The 19643-nt window shown below is 29.6% G+C and carries 21 protein-coding genes and 3 tRNA genes; 11 read left to right on the top strand and 13 right to left on the bottom strand.

What is annotated here, in order from left to right:
• Window positions 1-23 precede the first annotated feature (23 nt).
• Genes ABNT61_RS05945 through ABNT61_RS05930 form a run of 4 tightly spaced genes read left to right on the top strand, consistent with a single transcriptional unit; the run spans window position 24 to window position 4087 of the window.
• A complete protein-coding gene (locus ABNT61_RS05945) occupies window positions 24-2165 on the top strand; it encodes a P-loop NTPase fold protein (RefSeq protein ID WP_348745224.1) in 2142 nt (713 codons plus the stop codon).
• Between the two features lie 5 nt (window positions 2166-2170).
• Window positions 2171-3055 (top strand): YDG/SRA domain-containing protein, encoded by an 885-nt coding sequence (locus ABNT61_RS05940; protein WP_348745223.1) that lies wholly within the window; start codon window positions 2171-2173, stop codon window positions 3053-3055.
• On the top strand, window positions 3048-3455 hold the full coding sequence (locus ABNT61_RS05935) for a (deoxy)nucleoside triphosphate pyrophosphohydrolase (protein ID WP_348745222.1): 408 nt from the start codon (window positions 3048-3050) through the stop codon (window positions 3453-3455). The genes ABNT61_RS05940 and ABNT61_RS05935 overlap by 8 nt, the downstream gene beginning before the upstream one ends.
• A 32-nt stretch (window positions 3456-3487) precedes the next feature.
• Window positions 3488-4087, top strand: coding sequence for a hypothetical protein (locus ABNT61_RS05930; protein WP_348745221.1), 600 nt, complete (start codon window positions 3488-3490; stop codon window positions 4085-4087).
• Window positions 4088-4094: 7 nt separating this feature from the next.
• Here ABNT61_RS05930 and ABNT61_RS05925 read toward each other — a convergent pair whose 3' ends face one another.
• Window positions 4095-4244, bottom strand: coding sequence for a hypothetical protein (locus ABNT61_RS05925; protein ID WP_348745220.1), 150 nt, complete (start codon window positions 4242-4244; stop codon window positions 4095-4097).
• An 826-nt stretch (window positions 4245-5070) separates the two neighbouring features.
• Between ABNT61_RS05925 and ABNT61_RS05920 the strand changes: the two genes are divergently transcribed.
• The gene (locus ABNT61_RS05920; RefSeq protein ID WP_348745219.1) at window positions 5071-5331 is read left to right on the top strand and encodes a hypothetical protein; all 261 of its coding nucleotides are present in this window, start codon (window positions 5071-5073) and stop codon (window positions 5329-5331) included.
• 30 nt (window positions 5332-5361) lie between these two features.
• Here ABNT61_RS05920 and ABNT61_RS05915 read toward each other — a convergent pair whose 3' ends face one another.
• Together ABNT61_RS05915 and ABNT61_RS05910 are read right to left on the bottom strand one after the other, a co-directional pair.
• Window positions 5362-5505 carry a hypothetical protein gene (locus ABNT61_RS05915; RefSeq protein ID WP_348745218.1) on the bottom strand — a complete coding sequence of 48 codons (144 nt, stop codon included), beginning with the start codon at window positions 5503-5505 and terminating at the stop codon, window positions 5362-5364.
• Between the two features lie 647 nt (window positions 5506-6152).
• Window positions 6153-7058 carry a lysophospholipid acyltransferase family protein gene (locus ABNT61_RS05910; RefSeq protein ID WP_348745217.1) on the bottom strand — a complete coding sequence of 302 codons (906 nt, stop codon included), beginning with the start codon at window positions 7056-7058 and terminating at the stop codon, window positions 6153-6155.
• An 89-nt stretch (window positions 7059-7147) separates the two neighbouring features.
• Between ABNT61_RS05910 and ABNT61_RS05905 the strand changes: the two genes are divergently transcribed.
• Window positions 7148-7792 (top strand): rhomboid family intramembrane serine protease, encoded by a 645-nt coding sequence (locus tag ABNT61_RS05905; RefSeq protein ID WP_348742846.1) that lies wholly within the window; start codon window positions 7148-7150, stop codon window positions 7790-7792.
• A 36-nt stretch (window positions 7793-7828) separates the two neighbouring features.
• Here the strand turns inward: ABNT61_RS05905 and ABNT61_RS05900 are convergent.
• The 3 genes from ABNT61_RS05900 to ABNT61_RS05890 form a co-directional block, all read right to left on the bottom strand.
• Window positions 7829-7901 (bottom strand) — tRNA-Gly (locus ABNT61_RS05900).
• Between the two features lie 156 nt (window positions 7902-8057).
• A tRNA-Gly gene (locus ABNT61_RS05895) sits at window positions 8058-8130 on the bottom strand.
• 64 nt (window positions 8131-8194) lie between these two features.
• Complete coding sequence (locus tag ABNT61_RS05890) at window positions 8195-8641, bottom strand: GNAT family N-acetyltransferase (RefSeq protein ID WP_348713228.1); 447 nt, start codon at window positions 8639-8641, stop codon at window positions 8195-8197.
• Between the two features lie 27 nt (window positions 8642-8668).
• Between ABNT61_RS05890 and ABNT61_RS05885 the strand changes: the two genes are divergently transcribed.
• The gene (locus ABNT61_RS05885; RefSeq protein ID WP_348745216.1) at window positions 8669-9103 is read left to right on the top strand and encodes a GNAT family N-acetyltransferase; all 435 of its coding nucleotides are present in this window, start codon (window positions 8669-8671) and stop codon (window positions 9101-9103) included.
• Window positions 9100-9990 carry an MBL fold metallo-hydrolase gene (locus tag ABNT61_RS05880; protein ID WP_348745215.1) on the top strand — a complete coding sequence of 297 codons (891 nt, stop codon included), beginning with the start codon at window positions 9100-9102 and terminating at the stop codon, window positions 9988-9990. Before ABNT61_RS05885 ends, ABNT61_RS05880 begins: the two co-directional genes overlap by 4 nt.
• A gap of 277 nt (window positions 9991-10267) precedes the next feature.
• Here ABNT61_RS05880 and ABNT61_RS05875 read toward each other — a convergent pair.
• A tRNA-Met gene (locus ABNT61_RS05875) sits at window positions 10268-10341 on the bottom strand.
• Between the two features lie 105 nt (window positions 10342-10446).
• On the opposite strand from ABNT61_RS05875, the gene ABNT61_RS05870 reads away from it, so the two are divergent.
• Window positions 10447-10830 carry an START-like domain-containing protein gene (locus ABNT61_RS05870; protein ID WP_348713231.1) on the top strand — a complete coding sequence of 128 codons (384 nt, stop codon included), beginning with the start codon at window positions 10447-10449 and terminating at the stop codon, window positions 10828-10830.
• Between the two features lie 98 nt (window positions 10831-10928).
• Complete coding sequence (locus ABNT61_RS05865; RefSeq protein WP_348745214.1) at window positions 10929-11756, top strand: aminotransferase class IV; 828 nt, start codon at window positions 10929-10931, stop codon at window positions 11754-11756.
• Here the strand turns inward: ABNT61_RS05865 and ABNT61_RS05860 are convergent.
• The 5 genes from ABNT61_RS05860 to uvrA all read right to left on the bottom strand — a co-directional run bounded on the left by ABNT61_RS05860 (window position 11753) and on the right by uvrA (window position 17864).
• Window positions 11753-11908 carry a hypothetical protein gene (locus ABNT61_RS05860; protein WP_348713233.1) on the bottom strand — a complete coding sequence of 52 codons (156 nt, stop codon included), beginning with the start codon at window positions 11906-11908 and terminating at the stop codon, window positions 11753-11755. The genes ABNT61_RS05865 and ABNT61_RS05860 overlap by 4 nt on opposite strands.
• A 344-nt stretch (window positions 11909-12252) precedes the next feature.
• Window positions 12253-13386: a hypothetical protein gene (locus ABNT61_RS05855; RefSeq protein ID WP_348745213.1), complete on the bottom strand. Its 1134-nt coding sequence runs from the start codon at window positions 13384-13386 to the stop codon at window positions 12253-12255.
• A gap of 11 nt (window positions 13387-13397) precedes the next feature.
• Window positions 13398-14171 carry a hypothetical protein gene (locus ABNT61_RS05850; protein ID WP_348745212.1) on the bottom strand — a complete coding sequence of 258 codons (774 nt, stop codon included), beginning with the start codon at window positions 14169-14171 and terminating at the stop codon, window positions 13398-13400.
• Between the two features lie 165 nt (window positions 14172-14336).
• Window positions 14337-14888: a YqgE/AlgH family protein gene (locus tag ABNT61_RS05845; RefSeq protein WP_348724418.1), complete on the bottom strand. Its 552-nt coding sequence runs from the start codon at window positions 14886-14888 to the stop codon at window positions 14337-14339.
• A gap of 189 nt (window positions 14889-15077) precedes the next feature.
• Window positions 15078-17864, bottom strand: a complete 2787-nt coding sequence (gene uvrA, locus ABNT61_RS05840) for an excinuclease ABC subunit UvrA (protein WP_348745211.1) — start codon at window positions 17862-17864, stop codon at window positions 15078-15080.
• 256 nt (window positions 17865-18120) lie between these two features.
• On the opposite strand from uvrA, the gene ABNT61_RS05835 reads away from it, so the two are divergent.
• Entirely contained in the window at window positions 18121-18705 is a 585-nt protein-coding gene (locus ABNT61_RS05835) for an RNA polymerase sigma factor (protein ID WP_348713238.1), read from the top strand.
• A 250-nt stretch (window positions 18706-18955) separates the two neighbouring features.
• Here the strand turns inward: ABNT61_RS05835 and ABNT61_RS05830 are convergent, their stop codons facing one another.
• Complete coding sequence (locus tag ABNT61_RS05830) at window positions 18956-19612, bottom strand: endonuclease III (RefSeq protein ID WP_348745210.1); 657 nt, start codon at window positions 19610-19612, stop codon at window positions 18956-18958.
• Window positions 19613-19643: the final 31 nt, after the last annotated feature.

Raw genomic sequence — 19643 nt, 5'->3', positions numbered from 1 at the left:
TATAAGGAGTTAAATTAAAAAAAATGAATACAGATTTACCATTAGTTGACCCTCAAAAAGATAAGTTAGGAAGAAATGAATTAGCAAAAGAAATTGCTAGAGGTTTAGTTTATTCTTTTAAAGATAGTACTGAAAGTACGGTTTTGGGAATTAATGGAACTTGGGGAATAGGGAAGTCGACTTTATTAAACTTTATTATTGATAATATAGAAAAGTTATCAGGAGAAGAGAATCAAGAAATTGTTGTTTTAAGATTTAATCCTTGGATGTTCTCTGGTCAAAAGGAATTACAAATGTACTTTCTAAAAGAATTAATTTTAAAGTTAAATGGTAAGTCTGAAAAACTAAAAGCTGTTTCTGAAAAAGTTGCCAAATTTTTGGATCGATTAAGTTGGGTGAAATATTTGCATTCGGGAGTTCAGGAGGGAATGAATGCAGTGAGTAAATTACTTAAAGATGGTTTTCAAGAGAAAAATCTTATTGAATTAAAAAAAGATATAGATGATATTTTGATTGAAAAAAATATTAAGTTATACATAACAATTGATGATATTGATAGGTTAACCCCTCGTGAAATAACGGATATTTTTCAGTTAGTAAAACTGAATGGAAATTTTTCTAATACAATCTTTATTTTATCATATGACTTAGAAGTAGTGGAATCTGCATTGCAAAAAGAATTTAATGATTTTGGAAAAAAGTACATGGAAAAAATTGTTCAAATAGATTATACATTACCACCAATATCTAAAACCGATTTATCGAGGTTGTTCATTGATAGTCTTAATGTTCTTTTTAAGGATCCAGAAACAATTGATATTATAACTGGATTGAGTGGTAAAATTCGAAATGAACAATTTGTTCAAATGTTCAATAATTTAAGAGATGTCTACAGGTTTTGTAATAGTATAAAATTGAGATTACCATTAATTATTCATGATCTAAATGTTTTGGATTTTCTTCGTGTTGAATTTTTGAGACTTTTTCAGCATCAGTTATATAGAAAAATTATTGAGAATAAGGAAGAGTTGACCTATAGACACCGTAAAAACAAATCCTCAATTATAAATAATTCTAATGAGGTAACAACTGAATCATATATTGAAAAGTTTGGTTTAGAGAGTGATATTGAAAGCATCTTAAAAAGTTTGTTTATTGTTGAAAGAGGGTTAGGGTATACTGAAGATTCAACTAATTTATTGATAAGAGGTAAAAGGGTTGCGGATAGGAATTATTTTGATAGATATTTTGGTTTGAAATTATCTAATACAGACATTAAGGAAGTTGTTTATCGAGATTTTATTTTTAAAAATTCGGTAGAAGAAAATATTAAGATTTTGGAAGAAATTCGAACAAAAGATCAGCTTCCTAAGTTTTTGGATTGGTTAATGGTTAAATCAACTGTGGCAGATGATGATAGATTGGGTTTAATTAATCTCTCTGTACTATGTTTTTGTAATAAACTACCATACGAAGAACCTATCTTTTTTGGTACGTCAACCGAGTATTCAATTGTATTAGATTTTTTCTCAAATATATTTAAAGAACGTTTTTATCATGACTCTAAAGAGACGTTTATATTTGAATTAATACGTGAAAATAGAAAGTCCTCTTCATTGATTTTGGGTAATTCAATTTTGAATTCCTATGAAGAAAAGAAAAAAGGGAAATTTAGATCATATTACAGGTGGTTTTATTTGTTAGGTTATGATCATAATAATGAGGTTTTTATTGAGGAGTTAAAAAAAGAGTTAAAAGATTTATGCAGACCTGTATTTAAAAGTTTAATAGAAAGTTATACCGACCAAACTTTCGATGAAATTAAGTTTATATTATTATTTACATCAGATATCGATATTGATTTTTACACGAACAATTTGTCTGAAATTTTAAGTGATGATAGTCTTTTCATTAGAATAATATGGATTGCGTTTTCGAGGGTGGCACAAAATTCATTTGGTGAATTGATCTATAAATTTGGTGGGAATAGTCTTATTAGAGGTATGGAAAAGGAGAAAGTTAAAGAACGATTAGATACTTTTGATTTAAGTAAGTATTCCGAGGGAGAGAAATTAATACTAGATTTTTTTATCAGGTCATACAAGAATGAGAATATAGAAGATATATCTTCTGAAAGTTTCGAAAATATAAAACATTCACTTTAGTTTTTATGCCAAGACAAATAATTTTTGGAGATATAGATGGTTATGAGGAAGGTCATTTATTCCAAGGTAGAAGAGAGATGATGCCTAGTAGGTTCCATCGTTACTGGGGAAGAGGAATAGATAGTGATAAGGAGTTAGGAGCTGCAGCTGTTGTTCTTTCGGGAGGTTATAAAGACGAAGATGATGATGATGTTATAATCTATACTGGAGCTGGTGGAAGAGATTCGAAAGGAAAACAAATAAAAGACCAAGAATGGAACCATAATGACAATAAAGGATTAATGATTAGTTGTGATAGAGGAATTCCTGTTAGAGTCATTATTGGACATAAGCATAAATCTCCTTTATCCCCAAGTTCTGGTTATGTTTACGCTGGATTGTATTATGTAGAAAGTTATTGGGATGAATTAGTTTCTTTTGGAGATCATGAGTTTGTGATGTGTAAGTTTAAACTTGTCTTCTCTGGTAATAATCCTACTAGGATTTTGAAACGAGAAGCTATTCTTGATCATGGTATAAGGGATAAAAAAAGACGCCAAGGAACTGTAGTAAGGGTTGTCAGGGATACAAGTTTGGCAAGAACCGTAAAAGAGTTATATAACTATGAATGCCAGGTTTGTGGCACAATGATTAAGACCAAGGGAGGTTATTATGCGGAAGGTGCTCACATTAGACCGTTGGGTAAACCACATAACGGCGATGACAGTCTGCGAAATCTTTTATGTCTTTGTCCCAATCATCATGTAATGTTTGATAAAGGTGTCTTTACTGTAAATGATGACTTTCAGATACTTGGAGATATTGAAGAAAATACTTTAACCGTAAAAGAAGCTCATAAAATTGATTTAAGTAATTTTGAGTATCACAGAAAAATACATGGTTATGATTAGAGTAGTGTGTGGTATAATTTTCAACGACGATAAAGTTTTTATATGTAGAAGAAAACCTGAGAAGTCTCTCGGTGGCTATTGGGAATTTCCGGGAGGTAAAATTGAAAATGGAGAAAGCCTAAAAGAATCATTAATACGTGAGTTAAAAGAGGAGTTACAAATGGATGTTGAGGAAGTTAAATATTTTGGTTACAATACTCACAATTATGACGATTTGTCAATCGAGTTGATCGCCTATACTTGCAAATTAAAAGAATGGAATGGTTACATGTCTGATCATGACCAATATCAATGGTTAAGTCCATCGGATATGAGTAATTTGTATTTGGCTCCTGCAGATAAACCATTATTAGAAAAGTTAATCCTCATTACAGAGAATGGACCAACCAAAGTTTATTAATACTTTATTACTTGTTTTTTGATTAGTTTATTATGAGAGAAAATAATGGATTAGAAAATTTCAGACCTTTAAGGTTAATGGTATTTATAGTTTTTGTTTTGTTTCCAAAAATTGGTTTATCACAGGTTGATCAAGATTTAAAGAAGCTTCGAATTAAACGGGAACAATTAGAAAAAAAGATTTTAGAATTAAATAAATCTTTGAATGATGTTGAAAAGGAAATAAGGTTTCATGAGGCTAATTTATTGAGAAAAAAACTAAAAGATTCATTAATTACAACTACTATAAGGTCGGGAGGGAAAATAAAGGACGGTCCACATCCATTAGCAAAAATTTTAAAGAAATTAAGTGAAAAGAGGAAGGTTGTTGTAGTTAGCTATGAAAATGATTACTTCAAAGTATGTTTAGAAGATATGTGTGGTTATATTAATGAGATGTGGGTGTCTCAAAACCAATCTACTAAAGATCTTATTCGGTCAGCGAAAATTAGTCAATTTACTAAAGAATCGAAGTCTAAGAAGAGAGCTAAATATAAATCAGTTAGAACATATTACAGAGGTCCTAAAGGAGGATGTTTCTATTATAATAATAATGGTAAAAAAGTATATGTGGATAAAAAGAAGTGCTATTAAAAATATACTACTTCTTTAACTTATCGACGAGTTTAGTTAACTCGTCAATTTTGTCGTGCATGTTTTCTAAAGATTCCTGATTATCTCTACTTTTCAGTATTCTAAATAATGCATCAATTTTCGGATTAGACTTAAAATCATCAAAAGACATAATCATATAACTGATGATATCATCTTTACTAAAGTCTTGAAGATCATCATAATGTTTGGTTAAACATTTTTCCTTGTCCGGTAAATTAACAACAAAGATTTAAGCGTAGTTAAAATAATAAATCAAATATTATTCTTGAATTAAATGTTAAAATACCAAAAGACAAAAAGTATACAAAATTTTGAAAATAAGTTGATTCTTCTGAAATAAAACCAAATGATAGGAGAGAGGACATCATTAAAGATACAATTATGTTTAAAGCCAATTCTGGCTTTGCAATTAAATTAAAATACACGCATAAAATACTAGAAACAACAGCTAATAGAAATATGGTGTAAAGAGATTTGGTTTTTAGTTTCATGAACCAAAACTAGTAAAAACAAAATAAATTAAAAGAGTAGTTAAGTCAAAGCAACGCAAATGAAGATGATAATTATTAGTAGGAGAAAAATCTTCCAACCATTTTTAGTGCTTGCAAGAAAATCTAAAATAAATTCTATTAAATCCATGAATCAAATATAGAAAACTTAAGTTGCTGAATAGTGAAGTGTCGATGAAAGAAAGGATAAAGTAAAATATACAAATGGTTATATATAGATAATTGATTTTAAAAAGAAACCCACTCAAAGATTGAGTGGGAAAATTGCTATGAAAAAGAAACTTAGGACGTCTCCTAAGTCATTACAAAGATATGGTTTAATATGTTTCTAACGGCTGATATTAGGTGAAAAGACAAGTTGATACGATAGTTATAAGATTATTGGAGACTAATAAGGAAAAGTTTTTCTCATAAAAAATCCGAATAAATTAAATTTGTAGAAATATTACATAAATGACGGAATCTGAAATAATCCAAGATATAAAAGAAGAGTTGTTGAAAGCGGAACAAAAGCATCCATTTTGGCCGGATGATATTCTTCATCAAATAGCTATTGTAAATGAAGAGTCAGGAGAAGCCACAAGAGCAGCTCTTCAGTTTCAATATGAAGAAGGTGAGTTGGATGAGGTAAAAAACGAATTAATACAGACCGCAGCGATGTGTATTAGAATGTTAAAGAATTTAGAAAATGTTTCTAGAATTAAAACTAATTAAACTAGAAGGCAAATTACTTCAAAACTGTAATTAAAGGAAGTTATATTCATCTGGACTATTAGACATTTTAGTGTAATAATATCTATCAACGGTAATAATAAGTTTTGGAAATTTAATAACGTATTTATTTCCAAATGATTTAATAAGTCTTACTAATATTGGTTTTGGTTTCATAATTATAAATTTTACTTCTTTAATATAATTTTTGAAATCTAATTATTTGAAAATTTCAGATTAAACTATATGTAAGTTTAGGTAAAAAACACAAAGCGAATGATTAATTAAATTGTAGTTAAAAGTTATCTCTTTTATTTTTGAAGAAACGTGTTAACTGAAGAGCAATGAAAGTAACAATAATTGTTATAAGAATGGATTTAATTTCAATCATTTACTAAAAGTATACAGTTAATAGCTATAATTATTTCAACTATCTAAAATATTCATCTATCCAATCACTCATTGGCGCTCTGAAAATAATTATGAGAATAATTAATATAATTACTGAAGAAATAATAAAACTCATAATATATTATTGGGTACTATTTAAACTTATTTAAGAGGCTTATATTCTTTAAATTGTAAAGGTTCGAAATTACCTATTATACAAGTAAATTTTGGTTCATACTTAATTTGATTGTACTCAAAATCTTTAACTAGTTCAGCTAAAGGTATAAAAGCAAAAATAAGTGCAAAGACAATTGAAAAGCATATCGTTAGACGAGAATCCTTTCTAGTTTCGATAAATTCTCTATTAAGTTGATCATAGCTGTTTTTCATGAAGTGAAAATAATAAAAAAGCTTCTCAATTTGAGAAGCTTTATCTATTTTTTCTTGTACTTATCCAACCATTCTTGATATCTATGTTTATGCTTAAAGCGTTTATGAGTCCATAAATAATTTTCTGGTTGTTCTTTTATTCTGTCTTCCGTAATCTTAAGATACTTGTCAGTAATTTGGTAATTATCTAATTCTTTCGGGTTTTCTGTAATTACTTCAAATGTCGTTTCGTAATAACCTCTCTTTATCTTTTTTGTAGAATAGTTTATAACGGACATATCAAACTTCTTAGCTAAAAGTTCTGCTCCAGTGTGTACAGGAACTTTAACTCCGAAAAACTCTTGCCAATGATATGTTTTTTGAACCACAGGTGATTGGTCACTCAATAAGATGTAAGCACCTTTATTTCCGTTTTTGATATTTTTCATCATATTCGGAATCATTTCTCTGGTTTTATAAGCTGTTAGATTAAACTTGGTTCTAGAGCTTTTCATGAATTCATTAAAGTGCTTGTTTTTAATAGGAGTGTAAGCACCATAAATATGAATATCAGAAACTAATGGCATAGAAACTGACCATTCCCAGTTGTTTAAATGCGCACCAGTAAGAATAATATTTTTACCATTCTTTGCCGTATTGTTTAAAACTTCTGGGTTTACAAACTTATATCTGCGAGAAACTTCTTTTTCTGAAATAGAAAAGCTTTTAATACTCTCTACTATAAAATCACAAAAGTGATGTAATGTTTTCTTGGTAATGCGTTTTAATTCTTTATCAGATTTCTCAGGAAAAGCCAACTTTAAGTTACTTAAAACAACTTTTTTGCGATATCCAACAACGTAATAAACCAGTAAGAATAAAAAGTCTGAAAAAACATATAATAGTCGCATTGGCAATCGAGAAATAAGCCAAATAATAGGAAATACTAAAATGTATACTGCTAAATGCATTAAAAATTAATTTTTGCAAATATCGTATTTAAATATAAAATACAACTACCTAAATCTTTTCATTAAGTTTGTGTTTTACATTGATATTTATGAATAAAATAGTTTTAGGATTAATTGTAGCTAATCTATTAGTTACTCTTAAAGGTTTTCAGGATGATACTTTCTTTAATAAGTACAAGTTCCAAGTAGGTAAGATATTGAATGGAGAGAAAATTCGTATGATTACTTCGGGGTTTCTGCATGCTGATTGGCTTCATTTTGGTTTTAATATGTATGCTTTATATCTATTTGGAGGAATTGTAATAAATAGATTTAGTAATGAAAACTTTCTTTTGATCTACTTTGCAAGTTTGTTAGCAGGAAGTATGTATTCTTTATATCAAAATAAGAAGGATCCTTTTTATTCAGCAATTGGTGCTTCGGGTGCTGTTTCTGGCGTAATATTTTCAGGAATAATGTTATATCCACAGATGGAATTAATTATGTTTCCGTTACCAATTCCTTTACCTGGTTATGTGTTTGGTATTGGATATTTATTGTATTCAATATATGGAATGAAAGCAAAGCTTGGCAATATTGGGCATTCTGCACATTTAGGCGGAGCAATCGGAGGTTATTTAGTAACCTTATTATTAAGACCAAGCGTTTACAATAATAATCCCATGATGATTTTAATAATGGGAGCAATAGTGATTGGATTGTTTTTCTTTGGAGATAAATTAGAAAAGCTATAAAATAAAAAAACCGAAACATTTGTTTCGGTTTTTTTGAGCGGGAGACCGGGTTCGAACCGGCGACATTCAGCTTGGAAGGCTGACGCTCTACCAACTGAGCTACTCCCGCGTTGGTATTGCGGATGCAAATATAACATCCTTTTTTAAATGTGCAAATATTTTTGTGAAATGAAACCAAAATTTGATGCAATAATCCTCTTTCTTTGGAGATAAGTTAGAAAAGCTATAAAATAAAAAAACCGAAACAAATGTTTCGGTTTTTTTGAGCGGGAGACCGGGTTCGAACCGGCGACATTCAGCTTGGAAGGCTGACGCTCTACCAACTGAGCTACTCCCGCGTCGGTATTGCGGGTGCAAATATATCACCCTTTTTGAAATCTACAAGTCTTTTTGAGATTTTTTTTAATAAAATTTTCCGTCTTCTCGTAAAACTTTTAAAAAATGAAATCCATAAATGGCAAAATCTTCATTGTAATAAAATTTATGTGATTTAGTATTAGTGGAATAGGTGTTTAATTCCATGGCTTCACATCCTTTTGCTTTTGTATGGTCATAAATCCATTCAAAAAACTTTTTTCCTAATCCTTGTCCTCTATAATCTTCAGAAATGATGACATGATCAGGTTCAACGCTCTTTCCTATGTAATGTCTAGTAGAATACCATAAGCCAGAAATACCAATTATTTTTTCATTATCGTATGCCGCAACACACTCATAATTTTGGTAATTTACCATCTCTAAAACTCGTTGTTTTAAAAGATCAGGTGGAGTTTTAGTATTTATAATAGATAATAAAGGAAGTATGCTTAAGATATTGTTTTTGTCAACAGTATTAAAAGTAATCTTCATGCTAATTTAAATTTCAGGTTAAAAATAATGGTTTCTGTAAAAAAAATAACTGCTCAAGATACATATCCTTTACGAATAGAAGTGCTTCGAAAAAATATTGATTTACCTCATGAATTTGAAGGTGATTTAGATGATAGTACAATTCATGTTGGCGTGTATGACGAAAATCAAATTGTTTGTATTGGTACTTTTATGGAGAATGGAATTGATGATTTAAAAGGAAAACAATATCAACTAAGAGGAATGGCAAGTTCTCCTGAGGCAAGGGGAAAAGGATATGGAAAGTTATTGTTGTCGTTTGCGACTAACGAGTTGGAAAAACTAAATATTGACTTTTTATGGTGTAATGCTCGAGAAGTTGCCGTTAAGTTTTACGAGAAAAATGAATTTATAATTATTGGGGAACGATTTATAAATAAAGCGGGTCCTCATTACAAAATGTACAAACCAATCAAAAAATGAGAAAACTTAAATACGCCCTAGGTTTATGTTTTACGTTTGCGTTAACGGTAAGCAATGCACAAAATAAAGAAGTAGTAATTGAACCTGTAAAGATTACGGATAACATTTATATGTTAAAAGGTCAAGGTGGTAATATCGGATTATTTGTAGGAGAAGATGGTGCTTTTATGATTGACGATCAATTTGCAAAATTGACTCCTAAAATATTAAAAGCTATAAAAGGAATTACAGATAAACCTGTAAAATACTTGATAAATACACATTGGCATGGTGATCATACTGGAGGAAATGAAAATATGAGTAAAGAAGGTGCGGTTATAATTTCTCATGATAATGTTAGAAAACGAATGAGTGTAGAAAGTGTTGTAAGAGGAAGAAAACGTCCTGCATCACCAGAAAGCGCTTTGCCAGTAATAACTTTTAGTAAAGATATGATGGTTCATTTTAATGGAGAAGATGTGTTGATTTCTCATGTACATAATGCACATACAGATGGAGATGCTCATATTTATTTTACATCTAGTAATGTACTTCATATGGGAGATACTTATTTTCAAGGAAAGTTTCCATACATTGATTTAACCAGTGGTGGAAGTATTAACGGTTATATTGCTGCAATAGACAAAGCTTTGATTATTTCTAATGATGATACCGTGATAATTCCAGGTCATAGAGGATTATCAAATAAAAAGGAATTGCTAGGATATAAAGAGATGTTGGTTACACTTAAAAATAGAGTGCAAAAAGCAATTGATTCGGGAAGTTCTCTAGAGGAAGTGAAAAATGATACATCTATAACTAAGGAATATGCTGAAAAATACGGGAAGTGGTTTATAACTGCTGAAGGAATTAGGGAAACAATTTATAAGAGTTTAACGAATCAATAGAGAATTGAGAATTATATATGAAGCGTCTTTTTTAAAGGCGCTTTTTTTATTTCAAAAAGAGGCATAAAAAAACCCACTCACGGGAAATTGGAGTGGGAAAATTGCTATGAAAAAGAAAAAGTGTCTGAAACGTCTCTCAGACATTGTAAATGTAATAAAAAAATCACATTGTACAAATATTTTATGAAAATTTAAGTGCTTTTTTTTGAGGTAAAAAAACAAAATCCGTAAAATCAGTATATTACGATTTTACGGATTAACAATTAACTTCACTTAGTAGCGAAGGGGGGACTTGAACCCCCGACCTCAGGGTTATGAATCCTGCGCTCTAACCACCTGAGCTACCTCGCCAATTGCGGATGCAAATATAATGCTATTTTAAAACTAGGCAATAAAAGATTACAATTTTTTTTAAAAAGAATAATTATATATATTGTACAACAAACACATATATAAATGAGCAAAGTTAAATTTGAATTAGAAATACCTGTACATGCTTCTCCTGCTTTATTGTATCAATATTTTGCTACACCTTCAGGATTAGAAGAATGGTTTGCTGACAAGGTAAATTCTAGAGGGAAAATCATCACTTTTTTTTGGGATGATAGTGAAGAAGAAGCAACTATTGTAACAAAGAAAGCCGACGAAAGAATTAAATATAAATGGACTGAAAGTGAAGGAGACGAAAGTTATTTCGAATTTAGAGTTCAAGTTGATCCTTTAACGAAAGATGTATCTTTAATAATTACTGATTATGCAGATGATGATGATGCAGTTGAAGAGGCTAAAATGTTATGGGAAAACCAAATAGATGAATTAAGACATTTAATAGGTGCATAACCCAGAAAAAATAAATTGAAAAGCTCGACAATTCGTCGGGCTTTTTTTAGCCATTAACGTTATAATATTTAGTAATTTCGCAGTTCTAAATTTTTCTTATGATTAATTATAATGGAAGTTTAATTTCGGAAGAGGAATTACAACTTACAAATCAGAATAGAGCGTTTAAATACGGAGACGGAATTTTTGAAACAATAAAGCTTCAAAATGGTAAAATAGTATTCTTAGAAGATCATTATTTCAGATTAATGGCATCTATGAGAATGCTACGTATGAAAATTCCTATGAAGTTTACATTAGAATTTTTCGAAGAAGAAATTAAAAAAACAACTGCCGCTTTTAATTCTAATCTGTTAAGGATTCGAATTAATGTATACAGAAAGGATGGAGGATTATATACTCCATTAACGAATGAGGTTGATTATATCATAGAAGTTAAAGAAATTGCACCTAATATTAAAGAGGTGTACAAATTAGATTTGTATAAAGACTTCTATAATTATTCAGGTTTATTATCAACTGTGAAAACAACCAATAGAATGCTAAACACTTTAGCAGCCATTTATGCTGAAGAAAACGACTTAAATAATTGTGTTCTATTAAACGAGAGAAAAGGTGTTGTAGAAGTAACTAATGGAAATATCTTTATAGTAAAAGGAAATACTATTAAAACTCCAGCTTTAACCGAAGGTTGTATCAAAGGTATTACTCGTAAAAAGGTAATTGAAATTATTGAGAAGCATCCTGATTTTACTATTGAAGAGACTTCAATTTCTCCATTTGAATTACAAAAATCTGATGAGGTATTTATTACAAATGCTATAGTTGGATTACAACCAGTTACTAATTATAGGAAGAAAGAATTTAAAACAGAAATAAGTGAAAAGATAGGGAAGAGTCTTTCTCTAATGACTATAACAGCCTAGTTTAGGAAAACGCTTACTTCGGTTTTATCTACAAAAAATCCTTGATTAGAATATCTATTAACGGTTAACGCAATATTGGCGATAGGTAAACTTACTTCAAACTCGCTACCATGCTCAGTAACAAAAGTTAATTTTTTAGGTGTATTTTTCATGTTTGTAAAATTTAGACATGATAAAAGTACGATTTATTGTATGTTTTGCTATTTTTTTTAGATGTATGGTGTTTATTTTGTGTTGAATGGTGATTAATTGATGGTACTTGGTTGGTGATATTTAGTGTTTACTCAGTAAAAAGTTGATTGTAAAACATGGAATTACTAGGGATTACGCAGTCTGAAATAAGAAGATTAGCTTTAATTTATTGAATAAATAGACTTTAATTACTGTTGTTGAAGTGCGTAATTGAATTCTAATATTTACCACTAAGATTGAAGAGAATTGAAAGCAAAAAAAAAAGATCTAAAACTAATTTTAGACCTTTTTTCGATTAGATTATTTATTTCAGAATAATTTCGTAAAAACTTTCATTGTTCAAGGAATAGTTTCCTGAAATTTCTTCAACTAGTTTTTCGTTATTGGTGTTAAAGTAAGTAACTCTAAATTGTTTGATTTGATCTTCAGGATATGAATTAAAATTCATGTCAATCAATCCTTCAGAATTACTGGTTTTACTTTCTCTGAATTTATATTCAGTTAATGCATCTATAGTAACTTGTATTGGAGTTCCATTTGCGTTTTTGAATAATGCCTTGAAACCTTGTAATTCTTTCTCAGGTTCGTTAACATATTTCAAATGTTGTTCATTTGTGTTTTGATGTTTGTTTCTATAAAATCCTAAATGAATATTATTACTTACATCATCTAAAAAAGTGTTATATCCTTTTTTTTCTGCATCATCAAAATACTTGCATGATTCACTAGTGTTTGATCTCGCGTTGTTTACTTCTTTGCTGTATCTCTTTCTGCTTCGATAATTTTTAATAGCTAAAACAGATCTTTTAAATAAATAGAAAACGAAAAGTCCTGCTAAAACCTCTAACACGTAAAAAAGTACGGGTAATACATCTTGAATACCAAATGCAGATTCTCTTATTCCTGCAGCAATTTCTCTTGCTACACGTTCTTTAGAAAAATAAAATATTGCAATACCAATAGCTGAGAACAATGCGCTACCAATGAAAAATTGGATTCTAACGTCTCTAGTAATCCCTTTACGAATATCAGACTCTGGTTTAGCAGAGTTAGAAGGAACTTTTTTCTCTTCAAAAAAGCGTTTATTTCTAGTGTGAGAACTTAACATTCCTACCATTAATTCTGCAATTACAATGGAAATAAAAATGATCCCTACTCCAATAACCCAAGGAGCTTGTGGTAAAATATCTCTATAGATTTCTCTACTGAAATAATATTCCAAAATACAAATAACAACAAAAGCAATCGTGAAAGGAACAACATATGCGTTAGACATTATTTTATCCCATTGTGATAGCTTTTCTTCATTTGGTTTTAAAATATCAAAAGTATCTCTGGCTCTTTTTGATGCAGAGTTTGCACGAGAAGCTAATTCATCAGAAATTTTAAAAAGATCTTCCGATTCATCAGTAGATGGTTTATCCCAGTTTATAATCATAACAGTAGTTTTTATATACAATCAAAGTCTTCCATGAAACTAAAGAATCCTTCTTTACCCTCAAATTCACTAAATTCAATTCCTTCAAAAATCGAAGTGTTCTTCCAACCAATTAAAAATAATTCAGCATTATCTGGTAAGGTCAATTTAGTTTTGATTTCTTCAATTTTCCCTGATCTTCTTGGTTCGTTAACTCCATCAGTAAAAAGAACAACCATCACTTTATCATAGTCTTCTACATTTGGCTCTTTTAATAATTTATTGATATGTTCAAATGCTAAATCAATATTGGTAATATCTTTTCCTTTGTTAGGTTTATAACCCAAAATTGAAGTTTGAACAGTTTTAGATAAAAAGCTATTTAATTTTGAAGCATTCTTCTTCTTAATTTTTTCGTTTTTAGCTTTTATTTTGTCGTTATATTTTTTCTGTTTTGCCTGTTCCGATAATGTTGGATGTTCAGAAGTTAATATATTCTTATAAGGTTTTAAAGCACTTACTTTTAATCTAAAAATTTCTTTAGAGTTAGGAGCAGGGTTTCCAATAATAGTTGAAGTAAAATAACCACTTCCGTTTTGATTAATTACATCAACAATGGCTTTATAATCATCTTTGTTTAATTTTTGAATACTCTCAGATGAACCACTTCTGTCATCTCCTAAAACAATCATAATTTTACATTCAGGAATTTCTTCTTCTGCAAACATATTAGGGGTTGGTTTTGGAGAATCACATGATAAAATTAGTAGTAAAAGAATAATTGATAAAAAACTTTTGCTTCGCATAAATACTATTTTTTCTGCTAATATATAATGTATTAGACAGACGAACAAACAATGCATGTTTTTGATGTAAATGTGCTGGTTTCTTTGAATTTTATGAGGTGTACGTTGAAATGAAAATTGTAACGTAAGAAAAAAGAGAATAAAAAATAGATAGTAAAATAAAACTTAATTCATATTAATATCTGCAGGAGCATTTGCCCAAATCTTATATTTACCTCCTTTTTGAAGTAGTTTATTTTTCCAGATTGATTCTTCATTTTCAGAAAAAATATTCTGAAAGTCATTTTCAGAAATAAACCAAGAATTTGTATTTAACTCGTCCTTAAGTTGATTAGCTCCCCATCCAGAATAACCCAAGAAAAAACGAATATCTGTAGGTTCGATTAAGTGACTGTTAAGCAGGTTTTTTAAAGCATCAAAATTCCCACCCCAGTAAATACCATTTGCTACTTCAATACTATCATCCAATAGGTGAGGTACACGATGAATAAAGTATAAGTTATCTTGCTCAACTGGCCCACCTTGATAAACCGTAAAATCGCATTCCACATCAGGAATTAAATCCTCAAGAACATATTGTAAAGGACGATTCAAAATAAAACCAACCGTACTGTTTTCAGAATGCTCTGTTAATAGTACAGTAGTTCGTTTGAAAGAATCATCATTTAAAATAGATGGCTCTGCAATAAGAAGTCTACCTTTTTTTGGGTTTAACATTAGTTTTTTGCTAAAATTCTATAGAAAAATAATAATATTTTTTTAAACTTTTAACTTTTCTTTAATAAAATATGCATTACTCGCGTATTTTTTTTAACTATTTTATAGCGCTCTTCCTACTTCTGTTAGACTTAATTCCTTTTTTATTAGAGACTTATCTTTTCTGTTCGTTTTCGAAATATTTTTATGTTAAAGTTTCTCTGAAATGTATTTTGCAGTATAAGATTCCGTGTTTTTGGCTAAATCTTCGGGTGTTCCTTGGAAAATTAAGTTTCCACCTTTCTTTCCACCTTCGGTTCCTAAATCAATAATATAATCAGCACATTTAATTAAATCGGTATTGTGTTCAATTACAATAACAGAATGTCCTCTATCAATTAGCGCATTAAAAGAAGTAAGTAATTTGTTGATATCATGAAAATGTAAACCAGTAGTCGGCTCATCAAAAATAAAAAGTGCTTTATCCTTTGTGTTTCCTTTAATTAGGAATGAAGCTAACTTAATACGTTGAGCTTCTCCACCAGATAGAGTAGAAGAAGATTGTCCTAAAGTTACATAGCCTAAACCAACATCTTGTAACGGTTTTAATTTCGAAGCTATTTTCTTTTCACCATGCTCTTCAAAGAAATCAATAGCATTATCAATAGTTAGGTTTAATATATCGTCAACATTTTTTCCGTTAAAATTAACTTCTAAGATTTCCTTTTTAAATCGTTTTCCATTACAAGCTTCACATTTTAAATGCACATCTGCCATGAATTGCATTTCTATGGTAACAACACCTTCACCTTTACAAACTTCACATCGTCCTCCATCAACATTAAAAGAAAAATGTTTTGGTTGATAGTTTCTAATTTTAGATAACTTTTGATTTGATAAGAGCTTTCTAATATCATCATATGCTTTTACATAAGTAACAGGATTTGACCTTGAAGAACGTCCAATAGGATTTTGATCAATAAACTCAACATGTTTCAAATTCTCATAACTACCTTCAATATCAGTATACTGCCCAACTTTATCTCCATAACCAATAAGCTTTTTTTGCATAATTGGATATAGAAGTTTCTTAACTAAAGTACTCTTACCACTACCAGAAACTCCAGTAATAACCGTTAAATTGTTTAAAGGAAAAGTAACATCAATGTTTTTTAAGTTGTTTTCACGAGCACCAAGTACTTTTATAAAATTCTTTGATTCTCTTCTTTTTGAAGGAATTTCAATTTTGAGTTTTTCTGATAAATAATTGGATGTTAGTGTGTTTGATTTTAAGATATCATCAAAGGTTCCTTCTGCTACAACATTTCCTCCGTACGTTCCAGCTTCTGGTCCAATATCAATAATGTAATCCGCTTCTCGCATTATTTCTTCATCATGCTCAACCACAATTACTGTATTTCCTAAATCTCTTAAGTTTTTCAGAACTTTAATTAGTCGCTCAGTATCTTTTGGGTGTAAACCAATACTTGGTTCATCTAAAATATACATTGAACCAACAAGTGAACTTCCTAAAGATGTGGCTAAGTTAATTCGCTGACTTTCTCCACCAGAAAGTGTATTAGAAGTTCTGTTTAATGTCAAATAACTTAACCCAACATCAACTAAAAATTGCAATCTATTATTAATTTCCGTTAGTAATCGTTTACCAATTTTTTCTTCATAAACGTTAAGCTCAATAGATTTGAAAAATTCTGCCAATTCATCTAGAGGTAGATTTACTAAATCGGAAATAGTTTTTCCGTATACCTGAACATAATTAGCTTCCTTTCGAAGGCGTTTTCCATCACATTCGCTACATTTTGTTTTACCTCTGTAACGAGAAAGCATAACTCTGTTTTGAATTTTGTAACTCTTTTCTTCTAAAGTTTTAAATAAATGATCAATTCCGCAGAATTTACTGTTTCCTTTCCAAACTAAATCCTTTTGTTCTTCTGTTAATTCAAACCAAGGCTTATGGATTGGAATATTGAACTCAGCAGCATTTAATATTAAATCTTCTTTATACCATTTGTAAGAGTCTGTTTTAAAAGGGAAAATAGCATCTTCATAAATTGATAATCCAGTATTTGGAATAACTAATTCTTCATCAATTCCTATAACACTTCCATATCCTTCACAAGTTGGACAAGCTCCATAAGGATTGTTAAAACTAAATAGATGAGTATTGGGTTCTAGAAAAGTAATACCATCTAATTCAAATTTATTACTAAACTCTTTCGTGTTTTTAGTTTCTAAATTTTCTACATAACAAACTCCTTTTCCTTCAAAAAATGCAGTTTGTATAGCATCTGCCAATCGATTGAAAAAATCTTCATTGTGCTGAATAACAATACGATCTACAACTAATTCTAAGGGTTCGTTCTTATATTCATCAACAGGGAATTTATCAATTCGGTATACCTTATCATTGAATTTTAAACGAGCGTAACCTTGCTGAGTTAATACTTTTAAAACTGTTTGAAGATCTCTTCCTTCTGGAATAGTAATTGGGGATAATAACAGCAGTTTAGCTCCTTCTTCAATTTCTTTAATATAGTTAACAACATCTGTTACTGTATGTTTTTTTACTTCATTTCCAGAAATTGGAGAAAATGTTCTCCCAATACGAGCATATAAAAGTTTTATATAATCATAAACTTCAGTAGATGTTCCAACTGTGGATCTTGGATTTGTAGAATTTACTTTTTGTTCTATAGCAATCGCAGGAGCAATTCCTTTAATGTAATCAACTTTAGGTTTGTGTAATTTACCTAAAAACTGACGAGCATAAGATGATAAACTTTCTACGTATCGTCTTTGTCCTTCAGCGTATAAAGTATCGAAGGCTAAAGAAGATTTTCCCGATCCTGATAAACCTGTAATAACGACAAATTTATTCCTAGGAATTACTACATCTATATTCTTTAGATTGTGTAATGAGGCTCCTTTAATAATTATATTTTCCTTAGGATTTATAGAAGAAAGGTCTGTTTTCATTTCAATAAAAGTAAACATCAAAAATAATCATTTTAAGCTTGACTACTTAGGTTATTTCAATTAAAACTTATCGTTAAAAAATTGTAATAAATTGATTTATTTATAATAAAATTTGTGTTTTATCGTAAAAAATTACATATTTGCTTAATAAATTAATTATTAAAGCGTTACGCCTATACACAAAAACTACTTTTAAAATTATTATATAATCCCAATCGAAGAGTGTAAGTACTTTTCGTTGAATAAAAGTAGAATTATGTTTAGGAATCAATGTGATGATAGCGTTTTAGTAAAGGAGTATATCAACGGAAGAGAGATTGCTCTTGAATTTCTTATTAAAAAACACCAGCAAAGAATTTTTAGTTTTATTTACAGTAAAGTCCAAGATAGAGACATTACTGAGGACGTGTTTCAAGACACTTTTATTAAAGTGATTAAAACATTAAAAAAAGGAAATTATAACGAAGAAGGTAAGTTTTTACCTTGGGTTATGAGAATTGCTCATAATTTGGTAATCGATCATTTTAGAAAGAATAATCGTATGCCAAAGTTTAATAACTCTGACGACTTTGATATTTTCTCAATCATTAGCGATAATGCATTAAATGCAGAGAAAAGAATTATTAAAGATCAGATTTTGTCTGATGTAAGAAACTTAATTGAAGAATTACCAGAAGAACAAAAAGAAGTACTGAAGATGCGTATGTATATGGATATGAGCTTCAATGAAATTTCTGAAAGCACAGGAGTTAGTATAAATACTGCATTAGGTAGAATGCGTTACGCATTAATAAATTTACGCAAGGTAATTGAGAAAAATAAAATTATTTTAGTGAATTAATACTAAACTAATAATTTGAGCGTTAGTTAGGTAGATATTTTATCAAACAAACTTATATGGCGCACATTTACTCAAGCAAATCATCTGATTTTAAGATGAACCCTAAACAGAAAACAGTAGAGTTTTTATTAAACTTTTCTAAAAGTCTCAAAACAGTAAGAACAAAAACAAATGTTCTCATTGAATTGAATTTGAATTAAGAGTGAAAAAGCTTCAGCGTGAGAAACTGAAGCTTTTTTATATTATAATCTTACTTCTTTTTAGAGTTGTACTCATTTATTACTGTTTTTCTTCCAATAGTAGAAGTGATAATATCATTTTCTAATCTCCAACCTCTTGCAGGTGAATATTCTCGTCCGTAATAAATTATTTGTAAATGAAGTTTATTCCAAAGTTCTTTAGGAAATAAACGTTTTGCATCTTTTTCTGTTTGAGCAACACTTTTACCATTAGTTAAATTCCATCTGAACATTAATCTGTGAATATGAGTATCTACAGGAAACGCAGGTACATTAAATGCCTGAGCCATTACAACACTGGCTGTTTTATGACCTACGGCAGGTAAAGCCTCTAAATCTTCAAAATTTTGTGGAACTTCACCATTATGTTTTTCAATAAGAATTTCAGACAAACCATGAATTCCTTTTGATTTCATTGGAGACAATCCAACTGGTTTTATAATTTCTCTAATTTCATCTATAGTCAACTTAACCATATCATACGGATTGTCAGCTACTTTAAATAATAAAGGGGTGATCTTATTCACACGCTCATCTGTACTTTGTGCTGACATTAAAACTGCAATAAGTAATGTATAAGGATCTGTATGATCTAACGGAATTGGAGTTTCAGGATATAGTCTTTCTAGAGTATCTATTACAAACTGAACTTTTTCGGTTTTGTTCATTTTTTCAGTATTTTTACTTAACAAAAATACG

The sequence above is a fragment of the Tenacibaculum sp. 190524A05c genome, from assembly GCF_964036595.1.
In the GTDB taxonomy this organism is placed as follows: domain Bacteria; phylum Bacteroidota; class Bacteroidia; order Flavobacteriales; family Flavobacteriaceae; genus Polaribacter; species Polaribacter platacis.
This window is presented reverse-complemented; position numbering and strand designations above follow the sequence as displayed.

What these genes read in the sequence shown, in the direction of transcription:
- ABNT61_RS05945 (WP_348745224.1), top strand. Translation starts at nt 24, where the DNA reads ATGAATACAGATTTACCATTAGTTGACCCTCAAAAAGATAAGTTAGGA.
- ABNT61_RS05940 (WP_348745223.1), top strand. Translation starts at nt 2,171, where the DNA reads ATGCCAAGACAAATAATTTTTGGAGATATAGATGGTTATGAGGAAGGT.
- ABNT61_RS05935 (WP_348745222.1), top strand. Translation starts at nt 3,048, where the DNA reads ATGATTAGAGTAGTGTGTGGTATAATTTTCAACGACGATAAAGTTTTT.
- ABNT61_RS05930 (WP_348745221.1), top strand. Translation starts at nt 3,488, where the DNA reads ATGAGAGAAAATAATGGATTAGAAAATTTCAGACCTTTAAGGTTAATG.
- ABNT61_RS05925 (WP_348745220.1), bottom strand. Translation starts at nt 4,244, where the DNA reads ATGATTATGTCTTTTGATGATTTTAAGTCTAATCCGAAAATTGATGCA.
- ABNT61_RS05920 (WP_348745219.1), top strand. Translation starts at nt 5,071, where the DNA reads ATGACGGAATCTGAAATAATCCAAGATATAAAAGAAGAGTTGTTGAAA.
- ABNT61_RS05915 (WP_348745218.1), bottom strand. Translation starts at nt 5,505, where the DNA reads ATGAAACCAAAACCAATATTAGTAAGACTTATTAAATCATTTGGAAAT.
- ABNT61_RS05910 (WP_348745217.1), bottom strand. Translation starts at nt 7,058, where the DNA reads ATGCATTTAGCAGTATACATTTTAGTATTTCCTATTATTTGGCTTATT.
- ABNT61_RS05905 (WP_348742846.1), top strand. Translation starts at nt 7,148, where the DNA reads ATGAATAAAATAGTTTTAGGATTAATTGTAGCTAATCTATTAGTTACT.
- ABNT61_RS05890 (WP_348713228.1), bottom strand. Translation starts at nt 8,641, where the DNA reads ATGAAGATTACTTTTAATACTGTTGACAAAAACAATATCTTAAGCATA.
- ABNT61_RS05885 (WP_348745216.1), top strand. Translation starts at nt 8,669, where the DNA reads ATGGTTTCTGTAAAAAAAATAACTGCTCAAGATACATATCCTTTACGA.
- ABNT61_RS05880 (WP_348745215.1), top strand. Translation starts at nt 9,100, where the DNA reads ATGAGAAAACTTAAATACGCCCTAGGTTTATGTTTTACGTTTGCGTTA.
- ABNT61_RS05870 (WP_348713231.1), top strand. Translation starts at nt 10,447, where the DNA reads ATGAGCAAAGTTAAATTTGAATTAGAAATACCTGTACATGCTTCTCCT.
- ABNT61_RS05865 (WP_348745214.1), top strand. Translation starts at nt 10,929, where the DNA reads ATGATTAATTATAATGGAAGTTTAATTTCGGAAGAGGAATTACAACTT.
- ABNT61_RS05860 (WP_348713233.1), bottom strand. Translation starts at nt 11,908, where the DNA reads ATGAAAAATACACCTAAAAAATTAACTTTTGTTACTGAGCATGGTAGC.
- ABNT61_RS05855 (WP_348745213.1), bottom strand. Translation starts at nt 13,386, where the DNA reads ATGATTATAAACTGGGATAAACCATCTACTGATGAATCGGAAGATCTT.
- ABNT61_RS05850 (WP_348745212.1), bottom strand. Translation starts at nt 14,171, where the DNA reads ATGCGAAGCAAAAGTTTTTTATCAATTATTCTTTTACTACTAATTTTA.
- ABNT61_RS05845 (WP_348724418.1), bottom strand. Translation starts at nt 14,888, where the DNA reads ATGTTAAACCCAAAAAAAGGTAGACTTCTTATTGCAGAGCCATCTATT.
- uvrA (WP_348745211.1), bottom strand. Translation starts at nt 17,864, where the DNA reads ATGAAAACAGACCTTTCTTCTATAAATCCTAAGGAAAATATAATTATT.
- ABNT61_RS05835 (WP_348713238.1), top strand. Translation starts at nt 18,121, where the DNA reads ATGTTTAGGAATCAATGTGATGATAGCGTTTTAGTAAAGGAGTATATC.
- ABNT61_RS05830 (WP_348745210.1), bottom strand. Translation starts at nt 19,612, where the DNA reads ATGAACAAAACCGAAAAAGTTCAGTTTGTAATAGATACTCTAGAAAGA.